General features: G+C 76.4%; 19 protein-coding genes. 12 read left to right on the forward strand and 7 right to left on the reverse strand.

Annotated features, from left to right (window positions below; translation table 11 throughout):
• Positions 1-13 precede the first annotated feature (13 nt).
• Positions 14-757, reverse strand: a complete 744-nt coding sequence (locus ACI79O_RS23255; RefSeq protein ID WP_456915320.1) for a nitrilase-related carbon-nitrogen hydrolase — start codon at positions 755-757, stop codon at positions 14-16.
• Between the two features lie 423 nt (positions 758-1,180).
• Here ACI79O_RS23255 and ACI79O_RS23260 point away from each other — a divergent pair, with 423 nt between their 5' ends.
• Positions 1,181-2,419: an NAD(P)/FAD-dependent oxidoreductase gene (locus tag ACI79O_RS23260; protein WP_456915321.1), complete on the forward strand. Its 1,239-nt coding sequence runs from the start codon at positions 1,181-1,183 to the stop codon at positions 2,417-2,419.
• Positions 2,420-2,434: 15 nt separating this feature from the next.
• Here the strand turns inward: ACI79O_RS23260 and ACI79O_RS23265 are convergent, their stop codons facing one another.
• Both ACI79O_RS23265 and ACI79O_RS23270 read right to left on the reverse strand, forming a co-directional pair.
• On the reverse strand, positions 2,435-2,983 hold the full coding sequence (locus ACI79O_RS23265) for a DinB family protein (protein WP_456915322.1): 549 nt from the start codon (positions 2,981-2,983) through the stop codon (positions 2,435-2,437).
• A gap of 80 nt (positions 2,984-3,063) precedes the next feature.
• The gene (locus ACI79O_RS23270) at positions 3,064-3,531 is read right to left on the reverse strand and encodes an N-acetyltransferase family protein (RefSeq protein WP_456915323.1); all 468 of its coding nucleotides are present in this window, start codon (positions 3,529-3,531) and stop codon (positions 3,064-3,066) included.
• A 109-nt stretch (positions 3,532-3,640) separates the two neighbouring features.
• Between ACI79O_RS23270 and glnA the strand changes: the two genes are divergently transcribed.
• The 4 genes from glnA (at position 3,641) to ACI79O_RS23290 (ending at position 9,298) form a co-directional block, all read left to right on the forward strand.
• Entirely contained in the window at positions 3,641-4,981 is a 1,341-nt protein-coding gene (glnA, locus tag ACI79O_RS23275; protein WP_456875454.1) for a type I glutamate--ammonia ligase, read from the forward strand.
• 86 nt (positions 4,982-5,067) lie between these two features.
• On the forward strand, positions 5,068-5,802 hold the full coding sequence (locus tag ACI79O_RS23280; RefSeq protein ID WP_456893293.1) for a type 1 glutamine amidotransferase: 735 nt from the start codon (positions 5,068-5,070) through the stop codon (positions 5,800-5,802).
• Positions 5,803-5,806: 4 nt separating this feature from the next.
• Entirely contained in the window at positions 5,807-8,902 is a 3,096-nt protein-coding gene (locus tag ACI79O_RS23285) for a bifunctional [glutamine synthetase] adenylyltransferase/[glutamine synthetase]-adenylyl-L-tyrosine phosphorylase (RefSeq protein ID WP_456915324.1), read from the forward strand.
• Positions 8,903-8,944: 42 nt separating this feature from the next.
• Positions 8,945-9,298, forward strand: a complete 354-nt coding sequence (locus ACI79O_RS23290; RefSeq protein ID WP_456915325.1) for a CDGSH iron-sulfur domain-containing protein — start codon at positions 8,945-8,947, stop codon at positions 9,296-9,298.
• Positions 9,299-9,329: 31 nt separating this feature from the next.
• On the opposite strand, the gene ACI79O_RS23295 is transcribed toward ACI79O_RS23290, so the two are convergent.
• Positions 9,330-10,340 (reverse strand): iron-containing redox enzyme family protein, encoded by a 1,011-nt coding sequence (locus ACI79O_RS23295; RefSeq protein ID WP_456915326.1) that lies wholly within the window; start codon positions 10,338-10,340, stop codon positions 9,330-9,332.
• A 75-nt stretch (positions 10,341-10,415) separates the two neighbouring features.
• Between ACI79O_RS23295 and ACI79O_RS23300 the strand changes: the two genes are divergently transcribed.
• Both ACI79O_RS23300 and ACI79O_RS23305 read left to right on the forward strand, forming a co-directional pair.
• Positions 10,416-11,261, forward strand: a complete 846-nt coding sequence (locus tag ACI79O_RS23300) for an SDR family NAD(P)-dependent oxidoreductase (protein ID WP_456915327.1) — start codon at positions 10,416-10,418, stop codon at positions 11,259-11,261.
• Positions 11,262-11,268: 7 nt separating this feature from the next.
• A complete protein-coding gene (locus tag ACI79O_RS23305) occupies positions 11,269-11,796 on the forward strand; it encodes a DUF1353 domain-containing protein (RefSeq protein ID WP_456893303.1) in 528 nt (175 codons plus the stop codon).
• Between the two features lie 27 nt (positions 11,797-11,823).
• On the opposite strand, the gene yidD is transcribed toward ACI79O_RS23305, so the two are convergent.
• Complete coding sequence (gene yidD, locus ACI79O_RS23310; protein WP_456893305.1) at positions 11,824-12,213, reverse strand: membrane protein insertion efficiency factor YidD; 390 nt, start codon at positions 12,211-12,213, stop codon at positions 11,824-11,826.
• A gap of 186 nt (positions 12,214-12,399) precedes the next feature.
• On the opposite strand from yidD, the gene ACI79O_RS23315 reads away from it, so the two are divergent.
• From ACI79O_RS23315 to ACI79O_RS23325, 3 genes are all read left to right on the forward strand, one after another.
• On the forward strand, positions 12,400-12,762 hold the full coding sequence (locus ACI79O_RS23315) for a hypothetical protein (RefSeq protein WP_456893307.1): 363 nt from the start codon (positions 12,400-12,402) through the stop codon (positions 12,760-12,762).
• Positions 12,763-12,949: 187 nt separating this feature from the next.
• Positions 12,950-14,290: a dicarboxylate/amino acid:cation symporter gene (locus ACI79O_RS23320; RefSeq protein ID WP_456893309.1), complete on the forward strand. Its 1,341-nt coding sequence runs from the start codon at positions 12,950-12,952 to the stop codon at positions 14,288-14,290.
• Between the two features lie 162 nt (positions 14,291-14,452).
• Positions 14,453-14,824, forward strand: a complete 372-nt coding sequence (locus tag ACI79O_RS23325; RefSeq protein WP_456893311.1) for a cupin domain-containing protein — start codon at positions 14,453-14,455, stop codon at positions 14,822-14,824.
• Between the two features lie 21 nt (positions 14,825-14,845).
• On the opposite strand, the gene ACI79O_RS23330 is transcribed toward ACI79O_RS23325, so the two are convergent.
• A complete protein-coding gene (locus tag ACI79O_RS23330; RefSeq protein ID WP_456915328.1) occupies positions 14,846-15,991 on the reverse strand; it encodes an RNA polymerase sigma factor in 1,146 nt (381 codons plus the stop codon).
• A 26-nt stretch (positions 15,992-16,017) separates the two neighbouring features.
• Positions 16,018-16,425, reverse strand: coding sequence for a YciI family protein (locus tag ACI79O_RS23335; RefSeq protein WP_456875466.1), 408 nt, complete (start codon positions 16,423-16,425; stop codon positions 16,018-16,020).
• A 375-nt stretch (positions 16,426-16,800) separates the two neighbouring features.
• Between ACI79O_RS23335 and ACI79O_RS23340 the strand changes: the two genes are divergently transcribed.
• Positions 16,801-17,316, forward strand: a complete 516-nt coding sequence (locus tag ACI79O_RS23340) for a nitroreductase/quinone reductase family protein (RefSeq protein WP_456893314.1) — start codon at positions 16,801-16,803, stop codon at positions 17,314-17,316.
• Positions 17,317-17,342: 26 nt separating this feature from the next.
• The coding region (locus tag ACI79O_RS23345; RefSeq protein WP_456915329.1) for an amidase family protein at positions 17,343-18,617 on the forward strand (1,275 nt) is incomplete at its 3' end.

Consider the following 18,617-nt stretch of genomic DNA (forward strand, 5'->3'; position numbering starts at 1 on the left):
TTTGTGTGACTCGTTATAAAACATTATGTTCCGCCCCACCATGTTTTTTGATTTTTTTTGGGGGGGGGGGGCCCCCGCCCCCCCGGCGCCGCACCAGCGGCAGCCGCAGGTCGTCCTTGGCCCGCTCGTAGGGGGAGGCGTTGGGGGAGACGACGAGGTCGACGCCGGCCTGCCCGGCCACGCCGCACGGGCCGCCCTCGACCCAGAGGTCCTCGCAGATGGTCAGGGCGACGTCGACGCCGTGCAGCCGCACCACCGGCAGCTCGGTGCCGGGGACGAAGTAGCGCGCCTCGTCGAAGACGCCGTAGTTGGGCAGGTGCCGCTTGGCGTAGCGGGCCACCACCTGCCCGCCGTGCAGCAGCGCGGCGGCGTTGCGCGGGGCGCCGCGGCGGGGGTTGGCGTCGCCGGGCCGGTCGTCGTCCTCGGGCACCCGGTCGACCGGCGCCGGTCCCGCGCCGGAGGTGTGCGCCAGGTACCCGACGACGACGGCGAGGCCGCCCAGGCCCTGCTCGGCGAGCGTGCCGGCGAGGTCGGTGAGGGCCTGCTCGCTGGCGGCGGCGAAGGACTCGCGCAGCACGAGGTCCTCGGCCGGGTAGCCGGTCAGCGTCATCTCGGGGAAGACCACCAGGTGCGCGCCGTCGTCGGCGGCCCTCCGCGCCCACTCGACGACGAGCGCGGCGTTGCCCTCCAGGTCGCCCACGCGGGTGTCGACCTGGGCCGACGCCACCCGTACCTGCACCGGCCGCTGATCGCTCACACCGGTCATCCTCGTCCCGCCGGGGGACCGGCGGGACGGTGGGCGGTGTGACCAGCGCCACACCGGGCCTGTCGTGGGCCCGTGGCCGAGTGGCTCACGGTCGAGGTGCTCGACGGGGAGGAACCGGCGTCGTGCTGGAGGTCGTCTTCGACGACGACCAGCTCGAGCGGTCCCGGGCGCTGCCCGCCGTCCGGGCCGCGCCGGCCCCGGCCGCACCCGGTCGCGGGGGCCGCCACCCTGCCCCCGCCGGAGCCCGACCTGCCCGTGCACCTCGGCAGCGAGCCCCCCCCGCCCGCGACGACGACCCGGGCGACGTCGAACCGGTCCGCGGCTGAGCCCGGCCGTCCCCGCGACCGGGGCGCGGAGGCGGCCCCGCGGCCTCGGGGAGGGTGGAGGATCGGCTCCTCACCCGAGGAGGCGCTCGTGTCCGCAGCGGATCCCGTCGTCGTCGTCGGTGGCGGCCTGGCCGGCGCCAAGGCCGCCGAGACCCTGCGCGCCGAGGGTGGTGACGTGCCGGTCGTGCTCGTCGGGGCCGAGCCCGAGCCGCCCTACGAGCGCCCGCCGCTGTCCAAGCAGTATCTGCTGGGGAAGGCGGCGCGGAACGACGCGCGCGTCCACGACACCGGCTGGTACGCCGACGCCGGCGTCGACCTGCGCACCGGTGTCGCGGTCACCGCGCTCGACCCGGCGGCCCACCGGGTCGAGCTCGGCACCGGCGAGCGGCTCGGCTACTCGCGGCTGCTGCTGGCCACCGGGGCCTCGCCCCGCCGGCTGGCGGTCTCGGGCGCCGACGCCGACGGGGTGCGCTACCTGCGCACCCTCGCCGACGCCGACCGGCTGGTCGCCGACCTCGCCGGCGGCGGGCGGCGGGTCGTCGTGGTCGGCGCCGGGTGGATCGGCCTGGAGGTGGCCGCCGCGGCGCGCGCGCACGGCCACCGGGTGACCGTCGTCGAGCCCCAGCCGACCCCGCTGCACGGCGTCCTCGGGCCGCTGATGGGGGAGGTGTTCGCGCGGCTGCACCGCTCGCACGGCGTCGACCTGCGCACCCGGACCGGCGTCCGCGGCGTCGTGGCGCCGGCCGGCCGGGTCACCGGGGTGGAGCTCGACGGCGGCGAGCAGGTGCCCGCCGACCTCGTCGTCGTCGGGATCGGGGTGGTGCCGGAGACCGGGCTGGCCGCGGCTGCGGGGCTCGACGTCGCCGACGGGATCCGCACCGACGCCGCCCTGCGCACCTCCGCACCCGACGTGTACGCCGCGGGCGACGTCGCCGCCGCCGACCACCCGCTGTACGGCCGGCCGGTGCGGGTGGAGCACTGGGCCAACGCGCTCAACCAGGGGCCGGCCGCGGCGCGGTCGGTGCTCGGCCAGGAGGTCGCCTACGACCGGGTGCCGTACTTCTTCTCCGACCAGTACGAGCTGGGCATGGAGTACTCGGGGCTCGGCCGGCCGGAGCACACCGTCGTCACCCGCGGGGACCCGGAGGAGGGGCCGTTCATCGCCTTCTGGCTGGACGGCGCCGGGCGGGTGACGGCGGGCATGAACGTCGACGTCTGGGACGTCACCGAGGCGGTCCAGGCGCTGGTCCGCGCCGGCCACCCGGTCGACCCCGCCGCCCTCACCGACCCGGACATCCCAATCGAGAGCCTGGCGCCGGCGCGCTGAGCCCGGACCGGCCGCTCAGGAGACGAGCGCGGCGAGCTGCTCGGCGTGGTCGCGCTGGTGCGCCGGCAGGAAGGCCAGCAGGTCGGCCAGCGACACCGGCCCGTCGACCTCGTGCACCCCGACCGCGTCCAGCCGGTCGGGACGGACCGTCCGGACCGCCCGCAGCAGCCCCGCCTGGGCGACCACCAGCTCGGACACCAGCACCGCGGGCGGGGTGGCGCGGTAGCCGGCCACCCGCTCGGGGGCGTCGGGGACGAAGTCGGGCAGCGCCGGACGGGTGCCGCGGCCGATCCGCTCGATCCGGTCGGTGAAGACCCGCGCGCTGTCGCGCAGGTGGCCGGCGACGACCCAGGCGGTCCAGTCCAGCTCGGTCGCGTACTCCGGGAAGTGCCCGAGCCGCACCAGGCGCCGGCGGTCCTCCGGCGCGAGGGGCCGCACGGGCCGCCCGGCGGCCCGGGTCAGGAGGGCGGCCACCCGGTGCTGCTGCTCGGCCAGCGCGGTGGAGGCGGCGGCCACCTGGCCGGCCGGGTCGGTGTCCGTCAGGAGGATGGGCGTCGTGGTCACGGCGGGCAGCCTGGCCGACCGCGGGCGCACGCCACCAGCGGCAGGACGGCCGCCGTCCGCCGGGATCCTGCCAGCGCCGGTCAGTCGCCGAGGAACGCCCGCTGGGCGGTCGCTGGCCACCAGACGACGACCTTGATCCGCAGCACGGCACCCAGGCGGCGGTAGAAGCGCTGCGCGGCCGTGTTGTCCTCGCGGACCTCCCACCGGACGACGAGGTCCTCGACGGTGGCCAGCCGGGCCAGCTCGGCCATCAGGAGCCGGCCGACCCCGGCGTCGCGGTGCCCGTCCCGGACGAACAGGTCGTCGAGCGCCAGCACGTCGGTGCCCAGCCACAGGTGCAGCCGGCGGAGGGCGGAGACGTAGCCGACCGGCTCGCCGCCGCGCTCGGCGAGCAGCACGACGACGTCGCCGCGTGCCAGCAGCTGCGCCCACCGCTGCTCGGTGCCGTCGAAGGGGTCACCCTCGAGTGCGGCGATCTCGCGGACCATCGCGACCACGGCCGCGGCGTCGTCGGGACCGGCGCGGCGGACGGTCGGGGCGGGGGTCACGGCGGTCTCCTCGGGTGGGGGCGGGGTGCCGGTGTGCCCGGCGCTCAGAGCGGGCAGGCTGTGCACCGACGTCACACCCCGGACACGAGCGGACCCGATCATGGCCAGCATGGACCGACAGCAGGAGTTCGTCCTGCGCACCCTCGAGGAACGCGACATCCGCTTCGTGCGGCTGTGGTTCACCGACGTCTCGGGCTACCTCAAGGCCGTCGCCGTCGCGCCGGCCGAGATCGAGGCCGCCTTCGCCGAGGGCATCGGTTTCGACGGCTCGGCCATCGAGGGCTTCGCGCGGGTCTACGAGTCCGACATGCTCGCCAAGCCCGACCCGGGCACGTTCCAGGTGATGCCCGCGACCCACGGGCGGCCCAGCGACACCGCGCGGATGTTCTGCGACATCACGCTGCCCGACGGGTCGCCGGCCTGGGCCGACCCGCGGCACGTGCTGCGCCGGGCGCTGTCGAAGGCCGCCGAGATGGGCTTCACCTTCTACACCCACCCCGAGGTCGAGTTCTTCCTGCTCAAGGACCTGCCCACCGACGGCAGCCCGCCCGAGCCCGCCGACACCGGCGGCTACTTCGACCTGTCCACGCACAACGTGGCCCACGACTTCCGGCGCGAGGCGGTCTTCGCGCTGGAGGCCATGGGGATCTCGGTGGAGTTCAGCCACCACGAGGTCGCGCCGGGCCAGCAGGAGATCGACCTGCGCTACGCCGACGCGCTGTCGATGGCCGACAACGTGATGACGCTGCGGCACGTCGTCCGCGAGGTCGCCCTGGCCCAGGGCGTGCACGCCACCTTCATGCCCAAGCCGTTCACCGACCTGGCCGGCTCGGCGATGCACACCCACGTGTCGCTGTTCGAGGGCGACCGCAACGCCTTCCACGACCCCGCCGACCCGATCCGGCTCTCGGCCACCGGGCGGCAGTTCATCGCCGGCCTGCTCACCCACGCCCGCGAGTTCACCGCCGTCACCAACCAGACGGTCAACTCCTACCGGCGGCTGCTGGCCGGCACCGAGGCGCCGACGGCGGCCACCTGGGGCCGGGCCAACCGCTCGGCGCTGGTCCGGCTGCCCTCCTACAAGCCGAACAAGGGGCAGTCGGCGCGGATCGAGGTCCGCTCGCCGGACTCCGCGTGCAACCCCTACCTCACCTTCGCCGTGCTGCTGGCCGCCGGGCTGCGGGGCATCGAGAAGGGCTACGAGCTGCCGCCCGAGGCCGAGGACGACGTCTGGTCGCTCACCGACACCGAGCGCCGCGCCGCCGGGTACGAGGACCTGCCGGTGTCCCTGGGGGAGGCGCTGACCGCGATGCAGGGCAGCGAGCTGGTCGCGGAGACCCTCGGCGAGCACGTGTTCGAGTTCTTCCTCCGCAACAAGTGGGAGGAGTTCAACTCCTACCGCCAGAACGTGACGCCCTTCGAGCTCAAGCGCTACCTCCCCGGCCTCTGAGGGGATGGAACGGCCTCGTCGCAGGGGCCCGTGCCGAGCCTGCGAGGCGCGGGGGGCGACGAGGTCCTTCCACTAACCTCGACGCCGTGCCGGACCGCCCCCGCCTGCTCGTCGTCGTCCCCAGCGAGACCGCCCCGCCCGCGCGCCTGGCCGACTGGCTGCGGGCGGCCGGGCTGGACCTCGACGAGCGGCACCTCGACTCCGGCGACGAGGTCCCCGCCGACCTGGCCGGTGTCGACGGGCTGGTCGTCATGGGCGGCCCGCAGTCCAGCGTCGACGACGGCGCCACCGAGCTGGAGCCGGTCCGCGCGCTGCTGGCGAAGGCACTGGCCGACGACGCCCCCACGCTGGCGGTGTGCCTGGGCGCGCAGCTGCTGGCCCAGGCCGGAGGCGGGCGGGTGCGCGAGGGCGTCGAGGGCCCCGAGGTCGGGGCGCTGCTGGTGGCCAAGCGCGACGCCGCGGCCGACGACCCGGTGTTCGGCCCGCTGCCGCTCTCGCCCGACGTCATCCAGTTCCACCACGACGAGATCTGCGAACTGCCGCCCGGCGCCACGCTGCTGGCGAGCAGCCCGGTCTACGTCCACCAGGCCTTCCGGGTGGGCCGGCGGGTCTACGGGTTGCAGTTCCACATCGAGACGACGCCGGAGATCGTGCGCGAGTGGGCCGAGCGGGACACCGTCGGCGTCGCGTCGAGCCCGTGGGACCGCGAGACGCTGGTCCGGCTGACCGACGCGGTGCACCCCGACCTCGAGGAGGTCTGGGCGCCGTTCGCCGCCCGCTTCGCCGACCTGGTGCGCGCCGGCCGCGGGGCTCCGGTCTGAGCCGGTGACCGCGTCCCGGGAGGTACCCCGCCGCGCGGTCGTGCGGCTGGCCCGGTTCGGCTTCCACGACGGCGAGCGGGCGGCGCTGCTGCTGTCCGACCCCGCGCTGGGGCTGTGGGACCTCGACCGCAACGAGCCCGCCGACCCGGAGGCCGGCTCGGTGGTGTCCGCGCTGGCCCGTGCCGGCGACCCCGACCTCGCTGTCCGCTCGCTCACCCGGCTGGTCGAGGCCCTCGACGCCGCCGACCCCACCGGCGGCTCGGCCGCGGCGCTGCTCGCCCGGCTGCGCGGCTCGGCTGTGCTGCGTGCCCGGCTGCTGTCGGTCCTGGGCGCGAGCGCCGGTCTGGCCGACCACCTCGCCGCCCACCCCGGCGACTGGACGGTCCTCGACGCCGACTCCCGGGGCCCGGTGCGGCCCACCGCGCTGGCACTCGAGCGGGACGTGCTGGTCGCCGTCGGCGCCGACCCCGACGACCCGCCGTGGGGGGTCCGGCTCGGCCGGGCCGCGCCCGACGCCTCGCCGCAACGGGTGGCCGCGCTGCGGCTGGCCCACCGGCGGGCGGTGCTGTCCCTGGCCGGGCGCGACCTGGGGGAGGGGCTGTCGGCCGAGGACGTCGCCGCCGAGCTCGCCGACATCGCCGCCGCGGTGCTCACCGCCGGGCTGGCGATCGCCGTCGCCGAGCAGCCCGAGGGCGCCGCTCCCTGCCGGCTGGCGGTCATCGGGCTGGGCAAGTGCGGCGGCCGGGAGCTGAACTACGTCAGCGACGTCGACGTCGTGTTCGTGGCCGAGCCGGTCGACCCCAGCGAGCCGGAGGCGCCGGCCGTGCAGAGCGCGACCCGGGTGGCCGCGGCGCTCATGCGCATCTGCGGGCAGGCGGCCTGGGAGGTCGACGCCGCGCTGCGCCCGGAGGGCAAGGCCGGGCCGCTGGTGCGCACGCTGTCCGGCCACGCCGCCTACTACCGGCAGTGGGCCAGCACCTGGGAGTTCCAGGCCCTGCTCAAGATACGCCCGGTGGCCGGCGACCCCGACCTGGGCCGGTCCTACGTCGACGAGTTGTTCCCGCTGGTGTGGCAGGCCGGCGACCGCCCCGGCTTCGTCGCCGAGGTGCAGGCGATGCGCCGCCGGGTGGAGGACAACATCCCGCCGGCCCAGGTCGAGCGGGAGCTCAAGCTCGGCCGCGGCGGGCTGCGCGACGTCGAGTTCGCCGTCCAGCTGCTGCAGCTGGTGCACGGCCGGGTCGACGTCCGGCTGCGGGTCGGCGGCACGCTCCCGGCGCTGTCCGCGCTGCGGGCCGGCGGCTACGTCGGCCGCGACGACGCCGACACGCTCATCGCCTCCTACCGGTTCCTGCGCACCGTGGAGCACCGGCTGCAGCTGCTGCGGCTGCGGCGCACCCACCTGCTGCCCACCGACGAGCAGCAGCTGCGCTGGCTGGCCCGGTCGCTGGGCTACAAGCCCGACGCCCGCGGCAGCGCCGTCGACGTGCTGCGCGCCGAGCTGGCGCTGCACACCCGCGAGGTGCGCCGGCTGCACGAGAAGCTCTTCTACCGGCCGCTGCTGTCGGCCGTGGCCCGGGTGCCGGCCGAGGCCGCGCAGCTGGGCAGTGAGGCGGCCGGTGACTGGCTGCGCGCGCTGGGCTTCGCCGACCCGCCGGGCGCGCTGCGGCACATGGCGGCGCTGACCGGCGGGGTGTCGCGCTCGGCGTCGATGCAGAAGTACCTGCTGCCGGTCGTGCTGCAGACCCTCGCCGACTGCGCCGACCCCGACGCCGGGCTGCTCGCCTACCGGCAGGTCAGCGAGGCCCTCGGCGGCAACCAGTGGTACCTGCGGCTGCTGCGCGACGAGGGTCAGGTGGCCGAGCGGCTGGCCCGGCTGCTCGGCTCCAGCCAGTACGTGGCCGCCCTGCTCACCCGCACCCCCGAGGCGCTGCGCATCCTCGCCGACGACGACGAGCTCGAGCCGCGGGCCGCCGCGACGCTGGCCGGCGCCTGGCGGGCCGCCGCCGCCCGGTCGGCCGACCCGCAGGCCGCGGTCGGCGTGCTGCGGGCCCAGCGCCGGCAGGAGCTGCTGCGGATCGCCGCGGCCGACCTGCTCGGCCGGCTCGACGTCGTCCGGGTCGGGCAGGCGCTCACCGACGTCGCCGTCGCCACCCTGCAGGCCGGTCTCGACGTCGCCGTCCGCGCGTGGGCCCGGGAGGCCGGGGTCGCCGCCGAGGACGTGCCGGTCGAGCTCGCCGTCATCGGCATGGGCCGGCTCGGCGGCGGCGAGATGGGCTACGGCTCCGACGCCGACGTCCTCTTCGTGCACCGGGCACGGCCCGGCACCGACGAGAGCACGGCGACCCAGGCGGCCAACGCGATCGCGCACACGCTGCGCCGGCTGCTCGCCGAGCCCGCGCCCGACCCGGCGTTCGAGATCGACGCCGACCTGCGACCCGAGGGCCGGCAGGGCCCGCTGGTGCGCAGCCTCGACGCCTTCCGCGAGTACTACGAGCGCTGGGTGTCGGTGTGGGAGGTGCAGGCGCTGCTGCGGGCGGTGCCGGTGGCCGGCAGCTCGGAGCTCGGGGCGGCGTTCGTCGAGCTGGTCGACCCGCTGCGCTACCCGGCCGCCGGCCTCACCGACGCCCAGGTCGCCGAGATCCGCCGGATCAAGGCGCGGGTCGAGCGGGAGCGGCTGCCCCGCGGCGCCGACCCCGCCACCCACGCCAAGCTCGGCCGCGGCGGGCTGGCCGACGTCGAGTGGACCGTCCAGCTCCTGCAGCTGCAGCACGCCGGGCGGCTGCCTGCCCTGCGGCTGCCCTCGACGGTCGCGGCGCTCGCACAGCTGGTCGCCGCCGGGCTGGTCGAGCGCGCGCAGGCCGATGCGCTGCGGGAGGCGTGGGAGCTGGCCAGCCGGGCGCGCAACGCCGTCTTCCTGGTCCGCGGCCGGCCCAGCGACCAGCTGCCCCGGCCCGGGCTGGAGCTGGCCGGGGTGGCGCGGGCCAGCGGTTGCGGGCCCGACGTCGACCCCGGGCGGTTCCTCGACGACTACCGCCGCACCACCCGGCACGCGCGCGGCGTCGTCGAGCAGGTGTTCTACGGCTATCCCGCCGAGGGCTGACCGGCGGGTGTGCCGGGTGCCGCGGCGGGGCACGCTGGGGGAGTGAGCTCCGCCGTGCCCGCCGACGACCCGACCGACGACCCGACCGACCACCCGTCCGACGACGCCACCGCGGACTCCACCGCAGACGCCACGGTGGCCGGCGCCACCATCACGCCCTACCGCGACGGGCCGCTCATCGTCCGCGGCGACTTCCGGCTGGTCGACCAGGACGGCGCCGAGATCGACCCCGGGCGCCGGACGGTGGCGCTGTGCCGCTGCGGGAAGTCGGGCATCAAGCCGTTCTGCGACGGCACCCACAAGCGCTCGGGGTTCGCCGCGCCCAGCGCGCCGAGCCGGCCGCGCCCGGCCGCGGCACTCCGCAGCGCGGACCGGCCGGGCCACGAGCCCGGCTGACGACGGGCGGGCCTTCCGCAGGGGGCCTGCGTCAGGCGACCAGTGACGGCTCCCCGCGCAGCGCCGAGGAACCGGCCTCCCAGGCGCCCAGGAGGTGACCGGCGGCCAGCCCGTCGAGCGCCAGGGAGCACGCGGCGCCGAAGAGGACGTCGTCGGCCAGGGCGGGGTCCTCGGCGACGAGCGAGCCGCACATGTCGACCGCGGCGATCTGCTCGTGGACGGCGTCGGCCTCGACGTGCTCGTCGTAGAAGACGGTCGTGCGCTCGTCGTGGCCCAGGCGGCGCAGGCCCGAGGAGTAGCGGCGGCTGGGCTCGGAGGAGGTCATCTCCACACAGGCCAGGTGGCCCAGCGCCGCGGCCCGCCACCGCCGGTGCAGACCGAACAGCGACATCGTGTTCACCGAGGTGAACGCGACCGCCGGGGCGACGTCCCAGAGCGCGCCGTACCGGGCGTCGAGGCCGAGGTCGCGCATCATCCCGGCGAACAGCTCGCTGTGCATGCGCTCGGCGGAGCCCCCGCCGTACTCGTCGGCCTGGATCTCCACCATCGCGGCCTTCGCCCGGCCGGACAGCCGCGGGACGGCGAAGGTGTGCGGGTCGCCCTCCTTGAGGTGGTAGACCGACCGCAGCGTCAGGTACTCCCGCCACTGCTGCGGCGTGCCGTGCCGGGCCATGTACCGCGACAGCGAGGGGCCGTCGTCGGCGGCGATCAGCGCGGCCAGCTGCCGGTCCACCTGGTCGCCGGTCGCCACCGTCGAGCCGGTCAGCTCCCGCAGGGCGGTCAGGTGCCGCCGCTCCAGGTGCCCGCGCAGCGTGAGGAGGTCCGGGTCCCACTCGAGTGCGTCGTCCACGCCGTCGAACCCGCGGTAGTGCAGCTCGTAGCAGACCGCCAGCGCCAGCTGCAGGTCGTCGTCGTGCAGCGGCGCGGCCGCGGCCTGCGCGGTCTCGCGGGCCAGCTCGACGGTGGCGGCCGCCACCTCGCCGGCGAGCAGGTCGTCGCCCAGGGCAGCGGTCAGGGGACCCCGGGGCTCGGGAACGCGCATGTGATCACCATGCCCAGCGGTCCCCACTTCGATGCACCGCGCACGATGTGATGTCGCCCCGGGTAGTGCCCGGCCATGGCAGACCTGCGCGACCGCGTCGTCCTCGTCACCGGCGGCAGCGCCGGCATCGGCCGTGCCACCGTGGCCCGGCTGGCCGGTGCGGGGGCGCGGGTGGTCACCTGCGCCCGCGACGGCGACCGGCTCGGGGAGGCGGTCACGAGCCTGCCCGGGGTCACCGGGGTGGTCGCCGACGTCGCCCGGGCCGACGACCGGGAGCTGCTCGTCCAGCGGGTGCTGGCCGAGCACGGCCGGCTCGACGCCGTCGTCCTCAACGCCGGACTGGCCTACGCCGCTCTGGTGGAGGACACGCCCCGGGAGGTGGTCGAGGGCATGGTGGCGACCAACCTGACCGGGGTCGTGGACCTGACCCGGCTGGCGCTGCCGCACCTGCTCGCCGCGGCGGCCGGCCGCGGGCGGGGTGACCTGCTGGTGGTCAGCTCCTCGGCCGGGCTGGCGCAGGTGCCGCCGCTGACCGTGTACTCGGCCACCAAGGCGGGGGTGCAGGGGTTCCTCTCCGGCCTGCGGCGGGAGGTCACCGCCCGCGGGGTCCGGGTGCACGCGGTCCTGCCCGGGCCGGTGGCCACCGAGTGGATGGCGCGCGGGCACGGGTCGCCCCCGGCCTCCGACGACGACGCCCGCGGCCGGCTGACCCCGGGCGTCGGGACCGAGCGGGTCGCCGACCGCGTCGCCGGCTGCCTGACGTCGTACTGGTCGCGCTCGGTCGCCGTCCCGCGGGTCATGGGACTGGCCCGGCTGGGCGAGGTCTTCCCCGTCAACCGGGCGCTGGACCTGGTGCTCTCCCGGCAGGCCGACCGGATCCGGCGGGTCGCCGCCCGGATGGTCGACGAGCGGACCGGGTGAGGCGGCCGTGCCCTTCGACCCGCCGTCGGCGGTCCTGCGCACCACCGGCGCCGACGGCTGGACCCTCGTGGAGCCGCTGACCTACGTCGGCCGGCGCGACCGGTTCGTCGTGCCGGCGGGCTTCTCCACCGACCTGGCCACCGTGCCGCGCCCGGTGCTCTGGCTGGTGCCGAGGGCCGGTCGCTACACCCTCGCGGCGGTGCTGCACGACTGGCTGTGCACGGTGGGCATCGCCACCGGCGCGGTCACCTCCCGGCAGGCCGACGGGGTGTTCCGCCGCGCGATGCGCGAGGCCGACGTCCCGGTGCTGCTGCGGTGGCTGATGTGGACCGGCGTCCGGTGGGGAGCGCTGGCCGATCCGGAGCGACGGCGCGGGTGGCTGCTGACGGCGCCGGGCGTGCTGGCCATCTCCCTGCTGGCCGCGCCGCTGGTGCTGCCGCCCTCACTGCTGGTGCTGCCCGGGCTGGCCGTCTACGCCGCGCTCGAGCGCCTGGTGTCGGGGGAGCGGGGCATCCGGCCGTGGTCGCGCCGCTGACGGCCGGACCACCCCGCCCCCGCCCGGCTACGCCCGCGGCGGCACCGGGTCGCTGCCGCCGGCGCCCGGCCGGCAGCGGCGCAGCCGGCGCGCGGTGAGCCACCCGCCGCGCAGCGCGCCGTGCGTGCGCAGCGCCTCCAGGCCGTAGGTCGAGCAGGTCGGCGTGAACCGGCAGACCGGCGGGCGGGTGGGGCTGACCCGCTGCCGGTAGGCGACGACGAGGCGGACCGGCCACCGCGCCGTCCGAGGGGTGCCGGCCGGTGCCGGGGTGACCAGGGCCGCGGGCAGCGCCAGCCACAGCAGGCTGAACAGGCCGATGGCGTCGCAGCCCTCGTCGCAGCCGTCGCAGGAGGAGCCGCTGGACCCCTTCGACCGTCGGTGGGCTCGGCGTCGGGTGCACCCGGGGCGGTTGATCACGGGGCGGCATGGTGCAGGGCGACCGGCGTCCGCGGAAGGACCGTCCGCGCGAGTCGTCCGCGCAACGGTTCGTCCCGCCCGCCCCGGGCGTCCCCTCCCGCCCCGCGGGCCACCGGGTCCGGCCGGGCGACCGCCGACCCTGAGGACACGACCCGCAGCCCGCGGGCCCGTCCGAGGAGGCACCCGATGTCCGTGCCGTCATCGCCCGACCACGACCGCCGGCTGACCGAGCTGCGCGCCGGCATGTCCGTGGTGGCCAGCGCCGCCGCCGACCTGCACGTGGGCAGCCAGCCGGAGGTCCGGGTCCTGCCCGACGGCCGGCTGTGGCTGGCCGAGCTGGGGACCGCGGTCACCGCCGCCCACGTCTACCAGGCCGCCCGCGGCCTGGTCGCCGCCCAGCTCGACGCGATCGCGCAGGTCTCGGGCCGGCCGGTGGAGGACCACGCGCTGGCCTGGCTGGTCACCCTGCAGACCAACGAGGTGATGGTCGGCCTGGAGGCCGCAGCCGCCTCCGGGGACGACCCCGCGGTCGAGGACGACGCCGCCTGAGCCGGCCGCCCGCGTGAGACCGCGCACAGCCGGGATGCCGCGGTCCCCGTTCCGCCTTGACCCCCTCGTGCGGAACGTCTGGGGGCTCACGCGGTGCCGTGAGCTGGACCTGTGCCGGGTGACGAGCGCCGGCTGACGTCGCCGTCCGCGCCGTCCCCGCTCGAACCCTCCCCGGAAAGGCACGTCCGTGCTCGCACGTCTCCGCCGCGTCCCGTTCGCGGCGCAGGTCCTCCTCGCCCTCGTGGTGGGCGTCGCCCTGGGCCTCGTGGCCCGCGACCTCGGCCCCGTCGCCGACGGCACGCCCAACTGGCTCACCAGCACCCTGCAGACCATCGGCGACACCTTCGTCACGCTGCTGAAGGTCCTCGTCCCGCCGCTGGTCGTGACCGCGGTGATCGTCAGCATCGCCAACCTCAAGCAGGTGTCCAACGCCGCCCGCCTGGCCGGCCAGACGCTGCTCTGGTTCGGCATCACCGCGCTGATCGCCGTGTCCATCGGCATCGGCCTCGGCCTGCTCACCGAGCCCGGCCGCAACAGCTCCGTCGACGCCGCGACCGCGGCCGCACCCGAGAAGACCGGCGGCTGGTGGGACTTCCTCACCGGGCTCGTGCCGGGCAACGTCCTGGGGCTCCAGACCGGTGCCGACGGCAGCCTGTCGTTCAACGTGCTGCAGCTGATCGTGCTGTCGGTCGCGATCGGCGTCGCGGTGCTGAAGGTCGGCGAGCCGGCCGAGCCGTTCCTCGGCCTGGTCCGCTCGGCGCTGGCCGTCGTCCAGAAGCTGCTGTGGTGGGTCATCCTGCTGGCCCCGATCGGCACCGTCGGCCTGATCGGCAACGCCGTCGCCAGCTACGGCTGGGAGTCGCTGGGCTCGCTGAGCGTCTTCGCCGGCGCCGTCTACGCCGGCCTCGCGCTGGTGCTCTTCGTCGTCTACCCGGTGCTGCTGCGCCTGCACGGCCTCTCGCCGCTGCGGTGGTTCGCCGGGGCGTGGCCGGCCATCCAGCTCGCCTTCGTCTCCCGCTCCTCGATCGGCACCCTGCCGGTGACCGAGCGGGTCACCGAGCAGAGCCTCGGGGTGCCGCGGGCCTACGCCTCCTTCGCCGTGCCGCTGGGTGCCACGACGAAGATGGACGGCTGCGCGGCGATCTACCCGGCGCTCGCGGCGATCTTCGTGGCGCAGTTCTTCGGCGTGGACCTCTCGCTGACCGACTACCTGCTCATCGCGCTGGTGTCGGTCGTCGGCTCCGCCGCCACCGCCGGCGTCACCGGCGCGGTGGTCATGCTGACCCTGACGCTGTCCACCCTCGGGCTGCCGCTGGCCGGCGTCGGCCTGCTGCTGGCCATCGACCCGATCCTGGACATGGGCCGCACCGCGGTGAACGTCGCCGGCCAGGCGCTGGTCCCGACGATCGTGGCCAAGCGCGAGGGCATCCTCGACCTGGAGCGGTTCCGTGGCGGCCTCGCCACCGGGCCGCTGCCCGGCGGGACCGGTGGGGTCGACGCCGACCTGCGCCAGCCCGCAGCCGCCTGATCCCGGCGCCCTCCACGGACGGGCCGGTGACCCCCCGCGGGGTCACCGGCCCGTCGCCGTGTCCGGGCTGGGCGGACACCGCCACGGTCAGCTGACCGATGCGCCCGCCCGCTCCCGGCACCAGGGTCGTCCCCGCACCCGACCCCGCGGAGGAGCCCGGCCATGGTCCACGAGCCCGAGACGACCGCCCCGTTCCCGGCCGACGACCTGGCCGGGCGGCTCAAGCGCACCGAGGTCCAGCGCGGCCCGTTCTCGCTCCCGGGCCGGGAGGTCGTGCAGGTCCTCACCGAGATCCCGGTCGGGGTGGAGTCGGGCTGGCACACCCACCCCGGGGAGGAGGTCGGCTACATCGTCGCCGGCACGGTGGAGATGCAGGTCCGGGGCCGGCCGACGGTCACGCTGCACGCCGGCGACGGGTTCCTCATCCCGCCCGGCACGCCGCACAACGCCCGCGACCTGGGCCCGGGCACCGGCCACATGCTCAGCACCTACGTGGTCGAGGTCGGGCGGCCGCTGGCCACTGCACTGACCTGACCCCGTCGGTGCCGAGACCGCTCACTCCCGCAGCGCCTGGCCCAGCCGGGCCGCCTGCCGGGTGAGGTGGTGCCGTTCGGCGAGGTCGGGCGCGGACCGGGCGGCGTCGGCGTACAGCCGTGCCGCGGTGTGCAGGTCGCCCGCCTTCTCGTGCAGGTACGCCGACGCCGCGGCGTACCGGGGCAGGCCGGGGTCGACCGCGGCGAGGGCGGCCAGGCCGGCCGCCGGGCCGTCGGCCTCGCCGACCGCGACGGCCCGGTTGAGCTGCACGACCGGGCTCCCGGTGAGGCGGAGCAGCTCGTCGTACCAGCTGACGATCTGCACCCAGTCGGTCTCCTCGGCGCGGAGCGCGTCGGCGTGCAGGGCGGCGACGGCGGCCTGCGCCTGGAACTCGCCGAGCCGGTCACGGGCCAGCGCCGCCTGCAGGACGGCGACGCCCTCGGCGATCAGCGCGGTGTCCCAGCGGGAGCGGTCCTGCTCGGCCAGGGGGACCAGGGTGCCGTCGGGCCGGGTCCGCGCCGGACGCCGGGCGTGGTGCAGCAGCATCAGCGCCAGCAGGCCCGCGGTCTCCTCGTCGTCGGTCATCGAGGCGAGCTGGCGGGTGAGCCGGATCGCCTCGGCGGCCAGGTCGACGTCACCGGTGTAGCCCTCGTTGAAGACCAGGTAGAGCACCCGGCGCACGGTCGCGAGGTCGCCCGGCTCGTCGAACCGGACGCCCGCGACCGTGCGCTTGGCCCGGCTGATCCGCTGCGCCATCGTCGCCTCGGGCACCAGGTGGGCCTGCGCGATCTGCCGGGTGGTCAGGCCGCCGACGGCGCGCAGCGTCAGGGCGACCGCGGAGGCCGGGGTCAGCGACGGGTGGGCGCAGAGGAAGAACAGCTGCAGCGTGTCGTCCGCCGTCTCGGCCGGCCCGGGCGGCGGCTCGGCCGCGACCCGCTGCTCCCGCTCGCTCCGGGACGCCTGGGAGCGTGCGGCGTCGAGGAACTTGCGCCAGGCGACGGTGACCAGCCAGCCCCGCGGGTCGGCCGGGGGCCGGTCCGGCCAGGTCAGCGTGGCCTGGACGAGGGCCTCCTGCACGGCGTCCTCGGCCGTCGCGAAGTCGACCCCGCGCCGCACGAGGACGCCGATCACCGCGGGCGTCAGCTCCCGCAGCAGCAACTCGTCCACCGCCGCGTCCGACCTGGCCGGCCCGGTCACTCGGAGACGGTCTGGGGCGCGCCGAGGAACGGGCGCACCTCGAGCCACTCGTGGATCGGCTTCCCGCCGGCCCCCGGGGCCGCCGACAGCTCGCCGGCGAGCTCGAGCGCGCGCTCGTAGCTGTCGACGTCGATCACCATCCACCCGGCGATCAGGTCCTTGGTCTCCGCGAACGGCCCGTCGGTGACCGGCGGCCGGCCCTCGCCGTCGTACCGGACGAACGTGCCCTCGGGCGAGAGCGCCTGACCGTCGACGTACTCGCCGGTGCCCTCCAGCCGGGCGGCGAAGTCGGCCATGTACTGCACGTGCCGGTCGACCTCCTCCGGGGTCCACTGGTCCATCGGGACGTCGTTCACCGCCGCGGGGGCGCCGCGGTAGTGCTTGAGGAGCAGGTACTTGGCCATGGGGTCCTCCCCGGTCCGGTGCGGCTCCGTCGGCCGCATCTGCCCTGGGACGGAGCCGGCCGGCCGGTCTCGACATCCCGCGCCGGATCCTCGCGGGAGATGTCCTGGCGGGGACAGGGGGTGCGCGCAGCACCGGACCGCCGAGGATCGCCGGCGCGATCAGCAGCCGGCCTGGCCCGCCCGCGTCCACCCCGACCAGATCCGGACCTCGGGTGACGAGGACGTCGGCGGTGCAGCAGCGGCGCGGCGCCGACGGCACTCGGCCAGGTCGACGGCGGTGCGGGACCAACGGCGTACCGGGGTGGTGCCGTGAGCCACTGTCCGGACCTCTCGACGGCGGCCACGCTGCTCCTGTCGAGGGGGAGGAGGGCAGGGGTGGCCGGAACGCGCACCGAGGTCTCCCGGTGGCGGCGCTGGATGTACCGGGGGAGGCGGCCGCACCGGCTGGCGGGCCTGCTCAACCGGGCCCAGGCCGCACTCGCGGCGCGGGGTGTCGGCCCGTCGCGGATCGTCGTGCTGGAGGTGACCGGCCGGCGCAGTGGCCGGACCGTGGCCCTGCCGGTGGTGGTGGCCGACCTCGACGGCGAGCGCTACCTGGTCTCGATGCTGGGCGAGGACTCCCAGTGGGTGCGCAACGTCCGGGCCGCGCACGGCCGCGCCGTGCTGCGGCACCGGGGTCGGCAGGAGGTCCGCCTCCAGGAGGTCGAACCGGCTCGCCGGGCGCCGGTCCTCCGCCGGTACCTCGACCGCGCTCCGGGGGCGCGGGCGCACTTCCCGCTCGACCGCCGGGCCCCACTGCAGGAGTTCGAGCGGATCGCACCGCGCTATCCGGTCTTCCTCATCACCGCGCCGTCCGGTGTCGCCGCGCCGACGGAGCCCCTGCCGTCCTGACCGCCCTCTCCACCGGAGGTCCAGCGATGACCGTCACCGCCACGGAGCTGTGGCAGCTGGGTGCGGTGGAGCTGGCCGCGGCGATCCGGTCCCGGGAGGCCTCCTGCCGCGAGGTCGTCGAGGCGCACCTGCGACGGATCGAGGCGGTGGACCCCGCCGTCAACGCCGTCGTCGTCGTCCTGGGTGAGCAGGCGCTCGACGCGGCGGACGCGGCCGACCGGGCCGTCGCCGCCGACGACGAACTGGGGCCGCTGCACGGTGTCCCGTTCACCGTCAAGGGGCTCATCGACCTGGCCGGCACGCCGACCACCCAGGGCCTGCGGGCGCTGGCCGGGGCGTACCCGGCCCGGGACGCGCCCGCCGTCGAGCGGCTCAAGGCCGCCGGGGCCATCCCGATCGGCCGCACCAACCTGGCCTCCTCCGGGGTGCGCTGGCACTGCGAGAGCGAGCTGTGGGGCGCGACGGTGAACCCGTGGGACCGCTCACGCACCGCCGGCGCCTCCAGCGGCGGGGACGCCGCCGCGGTGGCGACCGGGATGACCCCGCTCGGGCTCGGCAGTGACGGGCTCGGATCCCTGCGCTCTCCGGCGCAGTGCTGCGGGGTCAGCACGATCAAGCCCACCCTGGGGCGCATCCCCGACGCGTCGAGCGTCCCGGGGGCGGAGTTCGTCCCGATCGGCGCCCAGCTGACGATCGTGGTCGGCCCGATGGCGCGGCGGGTGGCTGACCTGCGGACCGCACTCGAGGTGATGGCCGGGCCCACCTGGCGCGACCCGTGGTCGGTGCCGGCACCGCTGCGCGGCCCCGCACCCGCCCGGCCGATCCGGGTGGCGCTGGTGCTCGACCCCGCCGGGCGGGGCACGGACGAGCAGGTACGCGACGGCGTCCGGACGGCCGGCCGGGTCCTCGCGGACGCCGGCTACGTCGTCGAGGAGGTCGAGCCGCCCTCGATCGACCTGGCGGCCAGCACGGACCTGGCCATGCTGAACACCCCGGAGGTGCGGGCGGCGCTGCCGGCGTTGACGTCGCTGTGGCCGGCCGAGACCCGGCGGTTCCTGGCGGAGTTCTACGCAGCCCTCGGGGACCTGGACCCGGTGGCGGCGATGGAGGGCTTCGCCACCCGGCACTCCCTGCTGCGTCGCTGGGGCGAGTTCCAGCAGGCCCATCCCCTCGTCGTGGCCCCGGTGTCCACGCAGATCCCCTTCCGGGTCGGCACCGACCTCGGGGGGGGGGGGGGGGGGGGGGGGGGCGGGGGCGGGGGGGGGGGCGGGGGGGGGGGGGGGGGGGGGGGGGGGGGGGGG

The sequence above is a fragment of the Geodermatophilus sp. SYSU D00696 genome, from assembly GCF_054050235.1.